We start from the raw sequence: 20,048 nt of genomic DNA on the forward strand, positions 1-20,048 counted from the left end.
GCAGGGAAGGGTTTATACGCCTTTGTAACGACAAGACATCTCGCTGAAACCCCTCCCTACACCCTCCCAGGGGAGGGAATCGCACAGCCCTCCACACCTTAAACTCCTCTATTGTCTTTTTATAGGTTATTACTCTCTCAAAAGGAGAATCGCACTGCTCCCAAACAATTAGTTCTTTTTCTGCGATCTCTCTGTGATATTTTTGAGTTTTGCCCATCTTTATAATTGTTTCAGATCGGCGTCAAAGCGATAGCTTTTACCTTTTTGAGTTTCGACATCTATGGTCTTTCCGCCATAATTTAAGCGACAGGTTTTACCCAGTTTGGAAAGCACCTGCAGGCTTTTCAACCGACCATTTTGCCATTCAAAATCAAGTACAAAACCACCTCTTGCGCAAATACCTTTGATGCTACCTTGCGGTAATGCAGTTGGCAAAGCTGGAAGCAGTTCAATAACATCACCCTGACTTTGTAAAAGCATTCCGGCTAAACCTGCTGCGCCGCCAAAATTTCCGTCAATTTGAAATGGCGGGTGTGCATCGAACAGATTATGGTAAACGCCTCCCTTCTCTTTCCCGGAAGTTACGTCCGCAGGTGATAACAGTTTGCTCAGCATCAGATAAGCATGATTACCCTCGTGCATCCGTGCCCAGATATTTACCTTCCAGGCAATGCTCCAGCCGGTACCTTCATCGCCACGGTATTTCATAGATTGTTCGGCAGCCTTTAACAGTTCGGGAGTTTTAAGCGAGATCTCAGTGCCGGGATAGACACCCCACATATGCGAAACATGCCGGTGGGTATCCGTGGTATCGTCCTTATCTTCAAGCCATTCCTGTAACTGGCCGTATCTGCCAATTTTATTCGGTGCTATCCAGCTGTATTTGAGTTTTAATGTATCGGCAAACGCCTTATCGATATTCAACACTTTGGCAGCTTCCATGCAGTTTTTAAACAGGTCGCGAATGATTTGGTGATCCATCGTTGGCCCGGCAACCAAACCCCCATGCTCCGGCGAGTTGGATGGCGTACTAATGAGGTAGCCAGTTTTAGGATCTTTCACCAAAAAATGCACAAAGAACTCAGCTGCACCCTTCATTTCGGGATAAGCCCGTTTTTGTAGAAACTCTTTATCGCCGGTATACAAATAATGTTCCCAAAGCTGATGGCAAAGCCAGGCAGCTCCGCTCACCCAAATGCCATGATTGGAAGCGTTAACAGGTGCAGTGCCGCGCCACAAATCCGTATTATGATGCAATACCCAGCCCGGTGCACCATAATGCTCAACCGCGGTTTCACGCCCCGTTTTGGAGAGATCATCAACGATACTAAAAAAAGGCTGACTGCAAGCCGATAAGTTAAGTACTTCGGCAGGCCAATAATTCATTTCGAGGTTAACATTGGTGGTGAACTTACTACCCCATGGTGGTGTAAGCAGGTTATTCCACAAACCCTGCAAATTCGCCGGACCGCCGCCAGACCGTGACGAGGAGATCAGCAAATACCTGCCATATTGCGTATATAAACTAATAAACGAAGGATCGGGCGACTGGCTAAACTTTAATATTCTTTCATCTGTGGGCAATTCGGCATTTTCACCCTTACCCAGATCAATGGAAAACGTTTTGAAATACTTTTGATAATCTTTGATGTGAGCTGCTTTGATAGTCGCATAGCTCTTAGTTGTTATAGCCGCAATTTGTTTTTTGCAGATAGCCTCCGGGTTACCCGATACATCATGATAGTTTTTTAAATTGGTTGCCGCCGTAAGGTAAAATGTAGCCTCATTAGCTTCGTTAACTAATATATTTTTTGAATCGACCGCAACCTTACCGCCCGTAGCCTGTACATGCAGATAACTTACACCCCGCAAAACACCATCTTTTACTTTTAAGGACAACGCAAGCGTGTGATCATCAATTTTACGGGTGACATAGTTTCTATGCAGACTGTTTAATAAAGCCTTCAGCGTAATTTTACCGGGCTTATCGGCGGTTAGATGTATGGCCATTACCTGATCGGGAGCACTGCTGAAATATTCGCGGTTGTAGGTAACACCATCCGCTTTATAGCTCACATGTTCAGTGGCATTAGTAAGATCAAGGTCGCGTTTATAATCTGTAACCTCCTGCTTTGGAAATTGCAGGTACAGATCGGCAAAGGGTTGGTAATCGGCATTGTAACGGGGATATGCGGGTGGGCTATCATCCTGGATAAAATATTTCCATTGACCGGCCAAACTAATCGCATCACTTTCACTTCCTCCGGGATAAACAGATAAAGTTTTAGCGTTGCTTGTAAATCCACCTTTATCGTAAAAATTAACTACCTGTACAGCGATCCTGTTTTCGCCGATATGTACCTTATCAGAAGGGATAATGTATTTCCTGTAAGCGTTACCCGATGTTGTGCCGATGTAATCTCCGTTAAGCCAGGTTCGGTCTATATCACGTATCCTGCCTAAACTAATTACGATATTTTTCCCTTTCCAACCGGAAGGAATATTAAAATGCTTAATAAACCAAACTGCTCCATCCAAACCTTCAAAACCGGGTGTTATTTCCCAACCCTGTTCAATTGGCAAATTGATAGTTCTGAGGTTATTATCATGAAATAACTCGTCTTGCGTTAAATGGTATGAGCTCATCATATTGAACCATTTCGCCGAATCAACCGCATAAGGGGCTTCATTGCTCTTCATCCCCATAAAATGCTGCTGGGCCATGGCTTCTGCTTCGGCCTGCTTACCTTCGGCGAGGAGTTTGCGGATGGGCTCTAAATATTTTACCGCGCCTTTGCGGTTATAGTCGCGCGGGCCGCCTGTCCATAAGCTTTGTTCGTTGTATTGGATATGGTCTTCGGTAACCCCACCGTAAATCATGCCTCCTATCCTGCCATTACCGACAGGCAAAGCATCCGTCCATTTTTGAGCGGGTTGTTTATACCAAAGCTTAAGGGGCTGCTGGGCAAAAGCTTGTACAACCCCAAGAATGAATATTACAATAAATAAGCTCCTTCTGCTACTCATAGATCTCAGTTAAAAAGCCAGCGTAAATCTTTGATATTACCTTCGTTGCTCAGGCCTGCATCATATACAGGCACATTTGCGTCCGCGTCAACAATGCCTAAAACCATTGCCGCACCTTTACCCAGGGTAAGCGTATTTGAACCTGCTTTAAAGGTATAAGTATGAATATTTACCGGCGGCAAGCCATCAATTTGAATGGCATTGGCAATCTTGATATCTGCCTGGCCATAATCATTGGCACTTGCATCTGTTTCCAGTTGTGGTTCCTGCAGGTATTGAGGCATTTTACTGTTGAAAAAACCAACCAGCACCTTCACCGGTCTATCATTTTTAAAGCTGATTGTTGTGCCATTCTTTTGCTGATCAGCCTTAGATAATTTGACACCTTTTAAACCGGCCAGTTCTTTCGCGATATTTTTGATTGCTACTGATGTATCGGCAAATACCACTTCTCCTGAATTTACCTGATAACTGCTACTGCCACTGCTACTGTTTTCAAACTTCACGGTCGCATCTTTCAAAACTGCAACCTCCCTTTGCTTTTGCTGTGTTTGAGGCGATTTCAATGAATCGATATTTCTTTTAAAATTATCCAGTTCCTTTTGATAAACCGGCAAAAGCTCGGCCCAGGTTTTCATTTTGGCATCGTTACCCCCTACCGGGATTTTGCGTTGTTTGGTTTGCATGCTGTTGGCATACAGGTAAGTATTTTCGGTTAGTTTCACCAACTGCTTATAGTGATCCAAACTGGTTTGCAGCTCGGGTAAAGCTTTTTCCAAGTCAGCAACATTATCCGAGTATTTGTACTTCAAAACCCATAAAGCTGCCTTTGCCTTGTAGGCGTAGCTATTAGCCATTGCGTTATAGCAATACATATCATTTTTTAAACGATCGAACTCAGCTTTATCTTTGCTCACTTGAAGAGAAGCTTTATCGATAGCCTCAACCGCTTCTTTTCCTTGCAGTATTACACTATCGATAACCTTAACCGGTGTTTCGCCTATGTGCGGCTGGTGTTTCCATTCTCTTTCAGCATATTCACTCATCATTTCGCCAACGGGCCCTTCAGAATTATATAACAGCGAAAACAAACCATATTTTTCAGGATTTACCAGCTGGCTCATCAGCATGCCCAAGGTCATGGTTTGGCGGTTGCCATCAGTGATGCCGAAACGGCGCAACAACTCGGGTGAGATATTGCCTGATTGTTCATAAGCTCTTAAAATTGCTTCGCCATGAACCTGATCGCAGCCATACTTATCGGCCAATTGCTTTGCCCAATAGCTTATTTCGCCGACCCTTTCCCTTTTGCTATCCCAGGCATAGCGCGACCATGCCTTGTACCAGATCCAATCCCTCTCTAATTGCAACAGGCGCTTACCATCCGTTTTATCTGCTGTATAAGGCCAATCCCAGTACGACGCCTGCGGATACAGGTGCAGGGCATTTGCTCCATAAACAGTATGCATGGCCTGCACACATTTTTGTATAAAATCAGGTGAACCATAGCGGAAAGGCTCCAGGTTGGCAAGGATATGCACATTTTCTATCTGCACGGTACCGATATTACTCAAAGTACGATGCAGATCAGCCCATGGACCATGTGGTTCATAAGTAGTAAGCGCCTCGCCGTTGTATTTGGCCATGGTGTACAGATTGTGATATAAAGGTTTGGCGTATTTCATCACTGTGGGCGCATCGGTATCATGCGCGCGAAGTACGATCGGTGGTTCATCCGTACGACCGAGGGCTTTTAACCCATCTTTTACACCCGGAATGATGGTTTGTGTAAACCAGTCGATATCATCTTGTCCGGCGCCTTCCATAGCCTCGCCCAGTGTAATCAACAATCCAACGTGAGGGTATTTTTGTACAAAAGCAGCAATAGATTTACGGGTATAATCGGCAATAATGGGTACAATGTGACGGTTCCTGTCCTGCGTTTTCAGGTTATTTTTTTCGGCGAAGGGTTTGGATACGATGATGTTATAAAAACCCTGAATAAGCCAGATGCCACGTTTATCAGCTTCCTCGGCCAAAAAACTATAGATCTCTTCGTTTTTTTTAAAAGTAGCATCATCAACCTCAACAGCGTAAGGATATTCCTTTACCCGTACCAGCGAGGCAAAAGGGTGACCGTTCCACAAATACAACGAGTTCATTCGGTTATGCGCCAACGAATCCAGATAACGGATCCACAAAGCTTTATCATAAAACCATGGGAAATTTTGCGGCGTGTATGGGTACTCATAAGTACCCCGACCGGGAAGTAGCGCAGGCTTTTGCACCCCAATACAGGTACCCCGCAAAACCATTTCGGGCTGATCATGCAGGTTGATATTTACGGGAAGCTTGTTATTTAAATTGATCCTATCCGCCAGTTCAAGACAGCCATAAAGCGCGCCTGAATTATCGGCACCTGCTATCAGGAGTTTATTTTTAAGGCCGCTATCACTGATGATAAAGCCCTCTTTTCGGGGGCGGTTATTTGTGGCACCAGCCAGTGTCTTAACCGGGGCATCGGTGAGCAATCCAACAAGTATGGTATTGCCTGAAGGGAACGCACCTTTGTAGGGTTGTTCAACAACCGAATAACCTGCGTTTTTTAAAGCAAACGTTAACTTTTGTACGCCATAGCTTATCCTTGCATGGTGCTTGGGTAAAGTAACAATGGTTATTTTTTTTGACTTTCCCTGTGCTTTTAAATTTGAATGAAAACAAGAGATTAATATAAGCAACAGCAGCAGGCAACGGTTAAACATCTTCATTTTCATTGGTATTTAGACAGGCGTACGCAGAGTCGGTTTTCAATATTTGAAGCGAATTAGCTTCTCAAACCTGCTCTTGGGTTTTGAACTTAATTGGTTGTATAGTATTCAAAAATATCAGTACGCTACTGCAATTTCATCTGATATTTTCTCTATCTACTATATGATATTATCATCATTAAAGCCAACAAGCCAATAAAAGGGAGAAAATGAGTCAGGATTTAACCCGGGAGTTTCACCAGTACATGTTTCAGTTGCGTACTCCGGGATATTGCCTTACCATCGGCATAAATGATAAAACCTTTGCCTTTGTGATATTTAGTACCGGTTTTATCCCAAACTACGCTGATAGTATGCCCGTGATAAAGCACATTATCCAGCGCAAACCATTTCCATTGGTTTTGGGGGATAAGCGGGAAAATTTCCAGCATATTGTCTTCACGAGGTTTCAGGCCAACGAGATTGTTGATGATCAAATCGCAAAAACCGGAGTGGTTGTAATAGCTGCTTCTTGGGTTATCCCCTTTAAGCCAGTAACCTGTTTTTTCATCCTGGTACTCACCCAAATAAGGCAGTCCGCGTTTGATGTGCGAAAGAGCATATTTATGCAGTTCATTATAAAAAATACCGGGTGTCATAGCGCCTTTATTTTGATAAGCCGTAAGCAGGTTAGCCAGGCCCTTTAATGTTTGCGTAGTGGCAAAAGGCCATACCGCACCGTCCCACTCGCAGCCGTGCCCGGTACCATGGGTACGGAATAAAGGGTGCCTGCGTTCGGCAGTGGTAATGCCCCATGGAGCGTTAAAACCTTTGATATCGGTTAGTTGATCCCATTGTTTGGCATAAACAGGTTTATCATCGGGCAGGTTAAAATACCAGGGGATAAAGCCCAATTCCTCGCGGGCGTTGGCAAAATGCCCGTCGGGTTTACGTACTTCAAAAAAGGATGCGCTGTCGTTCCACAAACTATCCTGCACCAGTTTTTTTAGGTCGATAGCTTTTTGTGTGTATTTTGTTTTTAGTGAATCATTGCCGGTTAGGGCCGCCATTTTTGATAGCGCCACAGCATTGCCATACATGTAGCTGTTAATAGTAGGCCGGATGTTTTTTATTTTGCGCCCCCCGCTGATACTTTCCTCCATCGCGTCGCGCACGTCGAACTGCCAGAACAATTTGGAAGGCAGCTGTTTTTCCTTTTCCCAAACATAATAATCAGTATTAAGCAAAGGCAAGGCTTGTTCAACAAATTTTCTATTAAGGTTTACGAGGTAATAATTGTAAACCGCGTCATCTATCCAACTGCTGAACGCATGCAAATGGGGCTTCTTTTGCTTAGGATCAACATATAGCCAAAAGTTGATATACTGATTGATGTACTGCGGATCATGCAGCCAGCGCCCCTCATAAATTTGGTGACCAAGGGCACTGCTTGAACTATTATAAACGCCGGTAAAGCTAACCGGCGTTATAAATTCGGTGAAAATGAAGCCATCGGGTGTTTGTTTCAGGTGTTTCCTGAATGTCCACCAGCGGTAATAATAGATTTTTTGAATAGCCGAGTCCGGGCAATCAAATAAAGGTACATTTTTGGCCAGCCATTCGTAAGCATGGTCATTGATGACATAGTTCTTTACCGTTTCGGTATCGGTTTTATTAAAGCTGTTCACATAGGTTTTCAGTTTATTAAAACCCAACACATGCTTTTGTTGCGCAAAAGCACTTCCTATCACGCAAAAAAAGAACCCGGTAAAAAACGTCTTCTTTATCATCATTTAATTTTCTTCTGTAGAGACGCATAATTGCGTCTCCCGGAGGACGAGCCGATTGCAAAAGCGTCTCAAACAAAGCCGCTTGTCCCGCGGGAGACGCAATTATGCGTCTCTACATTTGTTTAAACAGCTTCCTACACCTCTACAATAGCTTTAATAACCCCATTTGCCGGGTTAAGCCAGCTTTCAAACTGATCTTTAACTTCATCAAAAGTTACCCGGTGGGTGATATAGGTTTGCGGGTTTACCAAACCATTTTTCATGGAACGGATCACGTGTTCAAAATCCTCGCGGGTAGCGTTGCGACTGCTCATCAGCGTGCTTTCGCGTTTATGAAACTCGGGGTGACTTACAATAAGTTCGTCTCGTTGTAAACCAACCAACACATACCTGCCGCCATGCGCCAGGTACAAAAACGCGCCGTTTATAGCCTTTTGATTGCCTGTAGCATCAATCACCACGGTAGGCATATCGCCATTGGTGATCTCTTTCAGGTGCTCATTCACATCTTCGTTTTTTACGTTGATGGTATAATCAACCTTCAAATTTTCGCTGCAAAAATTAAGACGCTGTTCGTTCACATCGGCAGCAATGACTTTTGCTCCTGCAATGCGGGCAAATTCCATAATACCCAAACCTATAGGGCCGGCGCCAATAACCAGTACAAATTCGCCCGGCTTTACATCGGCCCGTCGTACTCCGTGGGCACCAATAGCAAGGGGCTCAACCAAGGCCAGTTCGTCAAAGCTCAAACCTTCGCCATGAACCAATAAATGTGATGGTACCTGCAGGTATTCGGCCATGCCGCCATCGGTATGTACACCGCAAACCTGGATATTTACACAACAGTTTGGTTTGCCCGAGCGACAAGCGATACAATGCCCGCAATTGAAATACGGGATAAAAGTAACAGCCTCACCTTTTTCAAAGCCTTCGGCATCTCCGGCTTCAATCAGTTCGGCCGCAAGTTCGTGGCCTAAAATTCGTGGATAGCTAAAAAATGGCTGAGTACCTTCAAAGGCATGCAGATCGGTACCGCAAATGCCTATACGTTTTATTTTGAGCAGTGCATTACCCGGTTTTAATTGGGGTACATCAGCAGTGCCATAATCCAATTGACCGGGTGTTGTACAGGTTAGTATTTTCATTAGTGTTAAGTTAGTAGTACTAAGTCTGAAGTTAAATTCAGGCTTTTCTCTTTTTTTATGCTTAGAATCTGTTTAAAATGCAAAATATTCATTGCCGTTGGTTTTAACCAACGGTAAAAAAAACTAAAATATTCTGGCTTTAGCCCAACTCTATAAGCGAATTTGGGCTGAAGCCCTCTTTTCGCGGCTCATTATTCCGTTGGTTAAAACCAACGGCAATGAAGTTTTATGTATGCTCATCTACCGGGTTTTCGTGTCTCCACGAACACGGAGAAATAAATATCAAATTAAAGTGAAACCCCTCTTTTCCATGGAATAAAATCATCCTGACCGTGGCGCACAGCATGAACTTCAATTTCGCCGCTGGCTACTTTTACCACATAATCCAGGATACGTTCGCCCGCCTGTTCAATGGTTTCGTCACCTTCTACAATAGTACCGGTATTGATATCAATAATATCGCTCATTCGGTTAAATAATGCAGTATTAGTGGCGATTTTTACAACCGGAGCTATTGGATTGCCGGTTGGCGTACCTAAACCGGTAGTAAACAATACGATATTAGCGCCCGACCCAACCTCGGCCGTGGTTGATTCAACATCGTTACCCGGGGTACACAACAGGTTTAGCCCCGGCTGTGTTACTTTTTCGGGATAATCCAGCACATCCGCAACCGGCGATGTGCCGCCTTTTTTGGCTGCCCCGGCAGATTTGATGGCATCAGTGATCAGGCCATCCTTAATATTACCCGGCGACGGGTTCATGTAAAAACCAGAACCGGCCTCTTCGGCCCGTTGGCTGTAGGTACGTACCAGATCGGCAAAGCGCTCGGCTTTAGTTTTATCCAAACAACGGTCAATCAGGTTTTGTTCCACACCGCAAAGCTCCGGGAACTCAGCCAAAATAACTGAACCGCCCATGGCCACCAACAAATCAGAAGTATAACCAATAGCCGGGTTTGCCGAAATACCGGAGAAGCCATCCGACCCGCCGCACTCCAAACCGATGGTCAGCTTGCTTAAAGGGGCCGGTTTACGGGTATATTGGTTAGCCTGCATCAAACCGGCAAGTGTTTGCCTGATAGCCAGCTCCATTAAATCGGCTTCTTTACCTGTTTTCTGCTGATCTAAAATGTAAAGTGGTTTGTTAAACTCCGGCGAGCGTTTATTGATCTCCTCTTGCAAGGTCTTCACTTCGGCATTCTGGCAGCCAAGGCTTAATACTGTTGCCCCTGCAACGTTAGGGTGCGTAATATACCCGGCCAGCAAACCGCAAAGCGCAGTTGAATCCTGGCGGGTACCCCCGCAACCGCCTGTATGCGTTAGAAATTTAATCCCATCAACATTCGGGAAAACTTTATTACCAGCGCTTTGAGCAGTATCGCTGCCTATTTCGGTGTATAAAACCTCATCTATCTCCGCCCCTGCTTTTATTTTACCTATCAACTCCTGCGCTTTGATCTCGTATGTTTTTTTGCGACCATAACCCAAAGGTTTTACCAGGGCCTCCTGCAATACTTCAATATTTCGGTTTTCGCAAAAAACCATCGGTATTACCAACCAATAGTTCGCAGTACCTACGCTGCCGTCTCCGCGGTGATAGCCGTTGAATGTTTTGCCTTCCCATTTACTGATATCAGGCCTGTGCCAATCAGTATGGCTTTGACCTGTTAAAAAGCTGTTTGCCGCATGTTTTACATTAGCGGTACTGAGCAATCCGCCTACCGGGATCAGGCTTTGAGCTTTGCCCACCAGTACGCCATACATGATGATCTCGCCACCTTCGGGAATCTCGGTAACAGCGAATTTATGCTTTGCCGGGATCAACTCTTTTACTATATAAGTTTCACCTTGGTAAGTAACCTGCTCATTAGCCTGCAGATCTGTAAGTGCTACAAGCACATTATCGGCAGGGTGTACTTTTAATATATTCTGTTTCATCTGTCCTACTATTTAATAGCGCTTATTTCCAGCTTTCCCTGTTCGTTAATAAGTTTAAACTGTGCTGTCACTGCTTCTGTAAAGCCGGGTAACGTTGTCAGATCGGTATCCCAAAGGCTTTTATTTTTAAGGATAGCTGCAATCGCTGTTCCTGCATCAGCTCCGTTCCATGCTTTGCTTAAATTAGGTGCCTGATCGTCGGTTACCGCGTAATTATCCGAATGTGCTGTTCCGGTATATTTACCATCAGCCGTCTCGGTAATCTGCATAAAGCGGATAAAAGCTGCAAAACCAAGAGCCATCATTTGAGGCGCCTTATTATTTTGTTTGTAATAGTTCAATAATAACGGAATAACCCGCATTTTAATTTTAGTAGCGTACTGCACCGAAATGCTCAGCCACTCGTGCCTGATGTTGGGGTTGCGGAACCTGTCGAGCACCTTGTTACCAAAATCACGGGCCACATCTTCGTCAATTTCGTAAGGAATAGATGGCATGATCTCGGTAAACATCAGTTGAGTGATGAATTTGGTGAAATGCGCATCGTCCATGGCTTCCTTAACCGTTTTGAAGCCTGAAAGATAAGCTACGGCACAACTCAAGGTATGCGTACCATTAAGCAGCCGGAGTTTCAACTCCCTGAACAGTTCAATATCAGGCGTGATTACAACACCCTTATCAGCCTGGGCAAAAGATAGCACTTCGGCTATTTTCTCATCGCCCTGGATAGCCCAAAGACTGTAGGTTTCGGACATGATGCTGAGGTTATCGGTATAACCGCGCTCGGTTTCCATGGCGTCACTTAACTGCTGATCCGGCCTGCCGGGCACAATCCTGTCCACCAGCGAATTGCAGAAACTATTGTTGCTCTCCAGCCAGTCCATAAAGGCGGGCTCCAGTTTATTCAGGTGGGCAAGTTCCAGTACTATAGCTTCCAGTTTTTTGCCGTTGTCGATGATCAGCTCGGTTGGGATGATTACCAAACCGGTATCGGGCCTTCCGTTAAAGGCCTTGTAACGCTCATATAAAATAGCCAGCAATTTGCCGGGGAATGATGCCGGCGGATGTTTACGTACATCTTCCTTCACCAACTGGATTCCAACTTCTGTGGTGTTTGAAATCACCACCTGTAAATTCTTGCTTCGTGCTATCTCCAGGATCTCTTCCCACTCGCTTGAGGCCGAAAGCACCCGGCTGATCGCCGAACAAATTACCTGCTCATTAACTTCTTCACCATTTTCAATGCCTTTTGAATAAATGGTGTACAAACCATCCTGCATATCGAAATCCGTTGTCGAACCTTTGTCGGTGGATTTAACAACCGCAACCCTGCCGTTGAAGATTCCGGCACGGTTAGCCTTGTCGATAAAGTAATCGGGCAAGCCACGCAACAGTACGCCGGTACCAAATTGCAGCACCTTTTCGGGCAGATCGAATACATTGGCAGGAGGTAATTCTGCCGCCGGTACGGTTGTTTTGTTGAGGTTATATCTTGATAATATCATGTTCTTTTGAATTGTAATGGGATTACTATTTTTTTGTTTGAGGAATTTGCTTCACCAGCCAGCTTACCAAATCGTTAGCTGCTTTAAAATTGTCATATTCGGAAGGCAGTTTCCGGCCATCTGTATATTCGTTATAAAACCAGGGATCGCCAACGGCAAACACAGTGCCTTTACCATATTTGGCGGTAGCTACAATGATGTCCTTGCTGTTAATTAACCGCGGTACAGCGGGCTTGGTTAGCTGCAGGGTACTCAACTCTTTGATATAAACCTTGTGCGCCGTCTTGAAAATGGAATTATCCGAAGGGATGTTTATAGCTCCCTGCTCAAAATTGCGGCCGACAACCCTGTTAACACTATTTAGGTTAAAGCTGATACCAAACTTGGCCATCAGTTTGTTGAGGTGCGTAAATTCGGCATTACCGGTATCGTTGTTTAAAACCACCAGTACGCCGCCATTTTTCACCCAATTACTGATGGCTTTAATATGTGGTTCTTCAATATAGTTAGCATCCGGATTTTCCTTCGGGATATCGGGGTCAACAATAATATAAACCGAAGCTTTCTTCAAATTTATATCATCCGGCGCCTCACTTAAAGTTTGAGTATGTAATCCGTGATTATTGAAGATCTCCCCGAAAAACGAAAATCCATTATTATCCTGTTCCTCCCATTTGTAGTGGAACGGAATGTTTTTACCGGTAACATCTTTATGATATTCGTTATTGAAATAGCTATCTAAAAGTACGGTTTTGCCTTTACCTGCATTCAGATTGGCTAAACGTTCCATCTCTACACTGGCCAGCATAAATGAACCAACACCTTTGGTTTCGTTGGTGACAGTCTTTACTCCGGTATAGTATTCGTAACTGCCATCGCGATATGGTTCGCCGCCTACGCCTACAGCACCTGCCGTGCCTTTCAGGTTTACCTGTCCATCGGCATCGGTTTCGATAAAGTTTTTGATGATGCCATCATAAGCCTTTCGGGCAGCAGGCAAATATTTTTGAGGCAGATAGCCTTCCCTTACACCTTTAGCTAACGTATACACAAACATGCACGAAGCCGATGCTTCCAGGTAATTACCTTTTTTGTTACCCTTGTCGAGCACCTGGTACCACAAACCCGTGCCCTGGTCCTGGCAAGCTTGTATAGCCACCGCAAGGCGGTTTAAAATGGCAACGAGTGCCGCTCGTTTAGGATGATTGGCCGGGAAATACGGCAGCACATCAACCAGTGCCATAGCGTACCAGCCATCGGCACGGGCCCATAAACTGGCCGAAAGACCGGTTTGCGGGTTAGCCCAGCGATCTTTTTTGCTCTGGTCCCAGGCATGATACAACAACCCTGTTTTAGCATCGCGCGCATGCTGCTCCATCCAGATAAACTGATCGGCTATCTGATCAAAGTCCGCATCCTCATGGTAAACGGAAGCATATTCGGCATAAAAAGGCTCGGCCATGTACAAGCCATCGAGCCACATCTGATTAGTATATCTTTTTTTATGCCAGAAACCACCTTCGGGTGTTTTTGGTTGTTCGTCCAACTGTTTGCGAAGTAACGAAGCAGCTTTGTAGTATTTTTCAGTACCTAATACTTGTTGCAAAAACAACAGGCTCCGGCCGGATAAGATATTATCCAGCGTATAATCTTTAGCCTTGTAAGTACGGATGGATCCATCTGCCCCCACATACCTGTCCATCGCTTTTTGGATATAAGTAAAATATTCACTCCGGGTCGATTGCTGCCAAACGCTTTGCAGCCCCTGCAAAACAATCCCCTGGTCATACGACCAATTGGCGCCCGGTAACGAATCTGCCCAGATATATATAGCCGTGTTAGCCATCCGCTGTGACCATGGCAGCGTTTGTGCCCTTAGCCCCAGGCCCGCGAACAGGAAAGCACATAATAATAATATTTTCTTCATTATACAGCTCATTTTATTGACATTACATCCCAGTTATCATTCCCGGCAAGAATATTATTCAATGTATATTTTTTCATTTCGGCCTCAGTTAATTGGTGCGACCATGGCGCACGTTTGCTGATATTGGTGCCGCTGCTTTTATATTCGGCAAAAAAGGCGGTCTTTTCATTTTCCGGGTTACGCCAGTTATCCCAGCCCTGGGCGCAGATGTAGCTTCCCATTGTTGTATTGATAAAAACAGATCTGGCGTATGGCCGCCAGGGCCTGCCCAGGTAAACCTTTGTTACAGAGGTATCAGCTGCTTCAAGCCGGCAGTTTAAAAACACAAAACCAAATTGCTGTCGCGGTGTAGTTGCGGGAGCTGTAATAAAAGAGTTTCGGAGACTTTTGATCACACAGTTTTGGAAAACCGCAGTGGCTTCGCCGAAAATAAAATCGGTTGTACCTTCCATATAACAGTCTTTATAAAACTGGCGGCTGTTTTCGGTACCGGCATAAAGCGTATCCTGGTTGCCAAGCAGCCGGCAATTGATTATGGCACACCTGTCGCCCTCAACATGTAAAGCCACGGCCTGTCCTACGGGGCCTGCGGCATTTGCTATGGTTAAATTCCTGGCGATGAAATCATTTCCCTGCACCAAAACAGTGTAGGAAGTATAGGTTGTAAACTCGGCTTTTCCGAAGGCATCCTTACCCGGGTTTGCTTTGCCCGAGAAATCGCTGTTGGTTATAATGGTGTTATCTTGGCCATCGCCTATCAGTTCGATATTACATTTCCAGGAGGGGATTACCAGTTTTTCGTGGTATACTCCGGCTTTTATGTAAATGCTAACCCTTTGCTGCGACAGGTCACGCACAGCATTTACAGCCTGTTGAATGGTTTTGAAATCGCCACTACCATCCAGTGCTACGGTAAAACGCTTTGGATATACAACCGCCTGCGCCAGCAATAGTGCCGGAGCAAAAACAATCCATATCAATAGCGCCGCTCTCTTCATTAATTTGAACCGGTTATTGCATTTTTGGTTGCTCCTGAAGCAAACTCAGCTTTGTTCTTAGCCTTGGCGGCATCTGTATTCAGTAATTTTATTTGCTGCGACTTTTTACCGCTGACCTTAAACAACAACTCTGTATTGCCATAGGTAATATGATCAAACGCAAGGTTGTTGCTATTTTGAATATTTATGAGTGGGTTGGTTTCTTTGCTTTCGAGATGGATATTTTTCAGGAAGATGTTCTGTGCTTCTATTACATCTGCTCCTTTAACAGTTTTGAAGGTGCTGTTTTCGATGTGGATGTCTTTGATCCCCATTTCGGGTAGCCCCCGGATCATAAGCGCCTTTTCAGCACCGTTGCATACTACGTTATTTACATAAAACTTGCGAAACGAAGGTGTAGCTTCGGTTACCGGCACAACAGCCTGGTCATTTATATCATCCGCTTCGCCGGGCGATTTACCTCCGTAGTACATATCAAAAAGAATAGCCTCATGAAGAATATCCTTCATGGCAATATCCTTAATAAAGATATTTTCAACTACGCCTCCCCTGCCGCGGGTGGTTTTAAAACGCAGGCCAATGTCAGTACCAATAAACGTACAGTTAGACACGAAAATATTACGCGCCCCGCCCGACATTTCACTACCTATCACAAAACCGCCATGGGCACGGTAAACCACGTTATTCCGTACAATGACATTTTCAGTGGGCTTACCGCGTTTGCGGCCTTCTTCATCCCGGCCCGATTTAATACAGATGCCATCATCGCCGGCATCAAAAGTGCTGCCTTCAATTAACACATTCCGGCATGATTCTACATCGATTCCGTCACCGTTCTGGGCATTCCAGGGATTCCTGACCCTTGCGTTCTGTACGGTAAGATCTTCGCATAGTAAAGTATGGATATCCCATGCGGGCGAATTTTGAAGTGTAACGCCCTGCAGCAATACTTTTTTACAATTGGTAAGCACCAGCATATTAGGCCTGAAAAAATCTTTAAAAGGTTCGTTGTCAGCAATTGTTTTACCGTTACCTATCACTCCTGCTCCGGGTGTTTTTAACCCCTTAACGTAACTTTCAGAAGGATACCATGATTTGCCGTTTTCACTCACCACCCCACCCGAGGCTACTAATTTTTTCCATTCGGCTTCGGTAAGCCTTTCTTTACTGATAGCCCGCCAAACATCGCCGTGCCCGTCAATGATCCCTTCGCCGGTTATGGCTATATTGGTAAGGTTGGTGCCGGATATCGGCGATTCATTACGCACAGCGGCATGGCCTTCATAATTACCTTCAACCAGTTTATATTGCGTTTTATCATCAGTAAACTGGAGCAGCGCCGCCCGGCTTACATGCAGGTTTACATTACTCTTCATCACCAGCGGCCCGGTTAGCCACAAGCCTTGCGGAATAAGCACTACCCCGCCGCCTTTGGCGCTGCAGGCGCTTATTGCTTTATTGATACTTGTTGTATTTAACGTAATGCCATCAGCTTTGGCGCCATATTTAAAAATGTTGATGGTATCCTTTTTAAATACAGGTTTATTTACCTGCGGCAAATGTTGCCAGGAATACTGCTGACACTGTACCCGCGATGCTAAGCAACCCGCCAAAAGCAAAACCGCTACCCTTATCCTTGTTTTTACTACCGACATGTTTTTATTTTAAAACAGCTATTTATCGCCCTATAATTGGTGAAGGAACATTAAATCCTAAACAAGATTAAAGGCTGACGGCAATAAAAAAAAGAATTTGCCCAACAAAAACCGCGCAAACGTTCCCAGAAACGTTTGCGTAAGTTTTAGCGGCCTAAAAGGAGTACCGAATTTCTTCAGTAAAACTCAAATCAACTCCGGTTTATGGTGATTTTACTTGATACCGCGCAATTACAAAGCCGACCAGTGCACCATATCATAAGGATAATTCGGATGATTAGCATAACCGCTATCATCAAGTCCCAATATCTTAGTTACCGCGCCCGCCTCCCAGCTCCAGTAGCCTTTATATGAGCCTTCTTTTTTGTGGTTTTCATACCATGAATCGTCTTTGTGCAACCTGTACCATTTGTCGAGGTAAAGTTTCATTTCGCGCTCCGCATCGGCCTTAGGCATTTTTGTTAAATCATAAATATCCCTGTAAGCTTCGGTGATAAGCGTATCCGGCTGCGGGCCGCTCCCCGGCTTTTTGGTGTTAATGATATACCATAATAAGGCATCCGGTGTCCAGGTTGGGTAACTGGAACCAATATCCGACTGGCGGATATAATTAATAACCGGCTCATATACTTCATCGGGTACATCAAGCAGGCTGCCTAAGGCTACCATATCAATCATATCAGCATAAAACGCGTCGGCATCCCAACCTTCGCCATAGTATCCGGCAGCTGTTATATATTCATTATAACAGAGGCTGATATCATTCCCGGCAGAATAGTTTAAATAAACCAGGTCAAGATGTTCCATAGCAAGCACCCAGTTGTTTATCGGGCGAAACTTTTCCTGCTGCTTCAGGGTGACATTTTGTTCCTGGTACATTTTTATTATCGACTGCTTCTTATCAAACATTTTTTTAAAGAAAGCAGCGTCTTTATATTCTGCTCTTAACTGCGTTTCGGGTGTTGCCGTGGTTCCACCTCCGCCAAATAATTTATCAAAAAAACCCATTTTATAAATTGTTTAAATTTATGAGAACCATCCTGCAATTGATTTACCAATGCCGCTTCCGGCCAGGCCTCCGATAACCCCGCCAACAATACCACCAACCACCGTACCAACCCCGGGGCATATAGCAGTACCTATCATTGCACCTATTTCGGCGCCGGCTATACCGCCGGCAAGGCCACCGGCAGCACCGCCTACCGCTTCTTTTGTTTTTTTGCCAAAACCGCCCTCTTCTTCATACGCCGAATAGATACTTACTGCATCAAGGGCGATACCAACAACTATAAGCCCCCGGCCGGCAACTTTGCCAGCCACACTTAAAGCCGGAGAACGTGCAATTGCCTGGCTTGCCTTAAACAGGCCGTCATTTGCGCCAGTGGCAATTCTGCTATTACGTACCGCCTGCGAAAAATTAGATTCGGACAAGGCTGTAAGAGGTTTTGAATTGAGCATGGACGACCTGACACCATTCATAAAATTGCCTGCCCTGCTGGTTTTTATCTCCAAAGCCTCACTTTGTCCGCGGGTAGCTTTAAAGCCGTTGGAGTTTATAGTTTCTGACTGCATGGTTCCGTCGGGCTTAACCCTGATCACCTCTCGGTTCAGGCTGCCATCTGTATTTGCCAGTCTAACCCCTGCTTCGTCTGCCGGGTTTATCGCCCCGTTATTGTCGATGTGATTTCGCGTCCATCGCTCACTTAACTCGCGGCCGGTTGTCGTATTTTGTATCGATGCTGTATTGTATTTACCGTCTGTAATTTTATACCCATTATCTTTGGCGTAAGCTCCATCAATGCCCGAAGCCGTAGGTTTATCAATATCAATTACAGGGTGCTCGCTTCTTACATCGCGAAAACCTTCCTGCCGATGATAAACGTTGTCCTTCATCTCCCCGTAATTACCATGCCTGCGGTAATCACTTTCGCTGTTGCTCCGTACCAGGCTTATCTTGCCGTTTTCAACATCATAAATGGTACCGCGCTGTAATATATCAAGGGTGTTGGTGTACGAACCATAGTTGAACGTTCCGGCACCGGCACCCGTAACAAGCGCCCCGGCTGTGCTCATACCGCTTGGCGCATTAAAGTCAACACTTATTTTGCCGCCTTGTTTGCATAACAGGTTCGCATCTTCAAATAATAATTTGTAGCCGTTAACCTTAACACCTTTATTGGTCTTGTCCCAGTAAATTGGGTCAAATTTGCAGCTGCCACCCGTTACCGAACACCTGCCCATAGGCAAAATATTTTCACCCGGTACCATATCGGCCTCACTGGCCAGGAACTCACCATAAATTTTCGTGTTGTTATGATGCGTTACCTTTAACCGCACAGGAGCCGACCCTTTATCGCACTTAAGGCAGCTATTGTTTGGAATATATTTTTTTGACATCGGATATTACTTTTTGTTAGTACTAAACCTTCAGCCTTATACATGCAGTATACTGTTGCTCAGCTCGTGCTTATCAACGCGTTCCTTCGGAAGCTCATGCTGTTCAATCCGCCTGCATTGATGTGCCGTTACAACGGTATAAAATGAGGGCACATGTAATTGCAAAAACAAATCGGCCTCCTGCAGTATGTTGTTTTCAAATTTGTAAATCTCTTCCATCTCGGTTTGCAGGTCAACCTTCAGGTTATAGGTATTGGTAAGGTCCTTTAGCATCCTCACTAAAACAGGTCTTTCAAACCTTTCTTCGTCAACCTCGGCTTCGTTAATTATGGTTACGGTGTTGCCATGTTGTTCGGTAAAACTGTAGATGACGAGCGGCAGGTCAATTGTGCCGAAAAAACCTTTCAGTATCAGGGAAGAGCTTTCATTGGCTTGCCATTCCCTGTAAAACGGTTGAAAAAAGCACCGGTAATGGCTGTACCCCATAAATGATTGCAGAAAGCATTTAGGATCCTGCAGCAATTTGTCTGTTTCGGACAGCATTACATCGATACCATCCTGCTGACGATATTTTTTGGCGATTTTTGACCGGAAGCCCTGCTGCCAGCAATTAGCGATACTATTAAAATTATTGATGCCGATAAATTTCCCTTCCAGATCTGTTATGATCTGTACCGGCGACTGGAACCATTCCATATCTGCTGCCCATTCATGGATCAGCGCCGAACCATCCATATTTTGATCAAGCAGGGTATATTCATAAACCCGTTGCTTATCGTCATGGCTAATGAGTTTTATTTCAATCCACCTGTCTTGCACAAACTCAAGTACTTTTGTGCCGATTATAGTACGGTTGGATGAGCTAAGCTGGTACCATGAACTTTGAGCTGTATTTACCGGTAATATATTCATGA

At 44.9% G+C, this 20,048-nt stretch carries 12 protein-coding genes; all 12 read right to left on the reverse strand.

Annotated elements, in window-relative coordinates; genetic code table 11:
* Positions 1-219: 219 nt before the first annotated feature.
* A complete protein-coding gene (locus ACP26M_RS15410) occupies positions 220-3,027 on the reverse strand; it encodes a glycosyl hydrolase family 95 catalytic domain-containing protein (RefSeq protein WP_426581187.1) in 2,808 nt (935 codons plus the stop codon).
* A 5-nt stretch (positions 3,028-3,032) separates the two neighbouring features.
* Positions 3,033-5,795 (reverse strand): alpha-d-galacturonidase, encoded by a 2,763-nt coding sequence (locus ACP26M_RS15415; RefSeq protein ID WP_426581189.1) that lies wholly within the window; start codon positions 5,793-5,795, stop codon positions 3,033-3,035.
* Positions 5,796-6,016: 221 nt separating this feature from the next.
* The gene (locus ACP26M_RS15420; protein ID WP_426581191.1) at positions 6,017-7,567 is read right to left on the reverse strand and encodes an MGH1-like glycoside hydrolase domain-containing protein; all 1,551 of its coding nucleotides are present in this window, start codon (positions 7,565-7,567) and stop codon (positions 6,017-6,019) included.
* A gap of 131 nt (positions 7,568-7,698) precedes the next feature.
* Entirely contained in the window at positions 7,699-8,712 is a 1,014-nt protein-coding gene (locus ACP26M_RS15425) for a zinc-binding alcohol dehydrogenase family protein (protein WP_426581193.1), read from the reverse strand.
* Positions 8,713-8,999: 287 nt separating this feature from the next.
* Positions 9,000-10,652 carry a UxaA family hydrolase gene (locus ACP26M_RS15430; RefSeq protein ID WP_426581195.1) on the reverse strand — a complete coding sequence of 551 codons (1,653 nt, stop codon included), beginning with the start codon at positions 10,650-10,652 and terminating at the stop codon, positions 9,000-9,002.
* A gap of 8 nt (positions 10,653-10,660) precedes the next feature.
* Positions 10,661-12,157 (reverse strand): tagaturonate reductase, encoded by a 1,497-nt coding sequence (locus ACP26M_RS15435; protein WP_426581197.1) that lies wholly within the window; start codon positions 12,155-12,157, stop codon positions 10,661-10,663.
* Between the two features lie 25 nt (positions 12,158-12,182).
* Positions 12,183-14,084 carry a glycoside hydrolase family 88/105 protein gene (locus tag ACP26M_RS15440; RefSeq protein WP_426581199.1) on the reverse strand — a complete coding sequence of 634 codons (1,902 nt, stop codon included), beginning with the start codon at positions 14,082-14,084 and terminating at the stop codon, positions 12,183-12,185.
* Between the two features lie 8 nt (positions 14,085-14,092).
* Positions 14,093-15,082 (reverse strand): pectinesterase family protein, encoded by a 990-nt coding sequence (locus ACP26M_RS15445; RefSeq protein ID WP_426581201.1) that lies wholly within the window; start codon positions 15,080-15,082, stop codon positions 14,093-14,095.
* Entirely contained in the window at positions 15,082-16,737 is a 1,656-nt protein-coding gene (locus tag ACP26M_RS15450) for a glycoside hydrolase family 28 protein (protein ID WP_426581203.1), read from the reverse strand. The genes ACP26M_RS15445 and ACP26M_RS15450 overlap by 1 nt, the downstream gene beginning before the upstream one ends.
* Positions 16,738-16,968: 231 nt before the next feature.
* Positions 16,969-17,745 carry a PoNe immunity protein domain-containing protein gene (locus ACP26M_RS15455; protein WP_426581205.1) on the reverse strand — a complete coding sequence of 259 codons (777 nt, stop codon included), beginning with the start codon at positions 17,743-17,745 and terminating at the stop codon, positions 16,969-16,971.
* Between the two features lie 18 nt (positions 17,746-17,763).
* Positions 17,764-19,134: a PAAR-like protein gene (locus ACP26M_RS15460; protein ID WP_090531678.1), complete on the reverse strand. Its 1,371-nt coding sequence runs from the start codon at positions 19,132-19,134 to the stop codon at positions 17,764-17,766.
* Between the two features lie 36 nt (positions 19,135-19,170).
* Positions 19,171-20,046 carry a hypothetical protein gene (locus tag ACP26M_RS15465; RefSeq protein ID WP_426581207.1) on the reverse strand — a complete coding sequence of 292 codons (876 nt, stop codon included), beginning with the start codon at positions 20,044-20,046 and terminating at the stop codon, positions 19,171-19,173.
* Positions 20,047-20,048: the final 2 nt, after the last annotated feature.

The sequence above is a fragment of the Mucilaginibacter sp. R-33 genome (genome assembly GCF_049949235.1).
Taxonomy (GTDB): domain Bacteria; phylum Bacteroidota; class Bacteroidia; order Sphingobacteriales; family Sphingobacteriaceae; genus Mucilaginibacter.